Source organism: Variovorax cryoconiti, assembly GCF_051216395.1.
Lineage (GTDB): Bacteria > Pseudomonadota > Gammaproteobacteria > Burkholderiales > Burkholderiaceae_C > Variovorax.
In genome coordinates this window covers 1-1,076 of the sequence record NZ_JBPJZI010000065.1, presented here as the reverse complement: position 1 = coordinate 1,076, position 1,076 = coordinate 1, and the positions used below count along the sequence as shown (strand labels likewise).

Below are 1,076 nucleotides of genomic sequence, written 5' to 3'. Positions count from 1 at the left end.
CTGCATCGCACGACGCGCAAGATCGAGCTCACCGAGGCCGGCCTTGTCTACTTCGAGCGATGCAAGCGCATCGTCGACGAAGCGCGCCTGGCGCACGAGCAGCTCGGCGACATGCTCGCGCAGCCCAGCGGCGTGCTGCGCGTCTCGCTGCCGGTGGATTTCACCGTCACCTACCTCGCGCCCCTGATCGCCGAGTTCGCGAGCCTCTATCCCGGCATCAACTTCGATTTCGACCTCACGCCGCGGCGGGTCGACCTGGTCAGCGAACCCTTCGACGTGGCGATACGCATCGGCGAATCGGAAGACTCGCAACTGATCGCGCGGCTGCTGGCGGCGATCACGCCGCACCTCTATGCGTCGCCCGGCTATCTCGAACGCTCGGGCGAGCCGACGAAGCCCGCCGAGCTCGAGCGGCATCAATGCCTGGGCATCCTGAGGGCGAGTTCGTGGACTTTGCTGGACGGCAAGCGAACGGTCACGGTGCCGGTGGGTGGGCGCTTCGTGCTCAACAGCGTGGGCATGATCCGCCGGCTGGCGATGCTCGACATGGGCATCGTCCTGATGCCGGAGGAAGTCGTGGCCGACGATCTGGCCAGCGGTGCGCTGCGCCGCATCATGCCCGGGTGGCACGGCACGCCGACGCCGGTCTATGCCATCACCGAAACCCGGCTGCTGCCGGCGAAGACGCAGCGCTTCATCGAATTCCTGCGCGACCGGCTGGGCCAGCGGTGAACGCGGGCCGTTTCGCTCAGAAAGACTGCTCCCCGACCACCCGCCGCACGGTCTGCAACGCGTTGCGCAGGCTGTCCAGCCCGACGGAGCCGAGCGCGAGGCGCAGTGCATGCGGCACATGCTGCGACGTGGCAAAGGGCTCGGCGGTAGATACCGAAACACCTTCGCGCATCAATGCCGCCGCGACCCGGTCGGCGCGCGTTTCTTCCGGCAAGGGCAGCCAGACGAAGTACGACGCCGGGTGGCGCACGCACCGCAGACCGGCCAGCGCTTCGCCGGCGATGACCTGTCGCGCCGCTGCGTCCTGACGCTTTTCAGATTCGAGACGGGCGACAGTGCCGTCC

At 67.8% G+C, this 1,076-nt stretch carries 1 protein-coding gene and 1 pseudogene; one reads left to right on the top strand and one right to left on the bottom strand.

Annotation, left to right across the window (positions count from 1 at the left end):
• Positions 1–732: substrate binding domain-containing protein (locus ACSFA2_RS25760; RefSeq protein WP_435458163.1), on the top strand; the 732-nt coding region annotated here is incomplete at its 5' end.
• 16 nt (positions 733–748) lie between these two features.
• Here the strand turns inward: ACSFA2_RS25760 and ACSFA2_RS25755 are convergent.
• Positions 749–1,076 (bottom strand): annotated as a pseudogene (locus tag ACSFA2_RS25755) (PLP-dependent aminotransferase family protein); the annotation flags it as partial.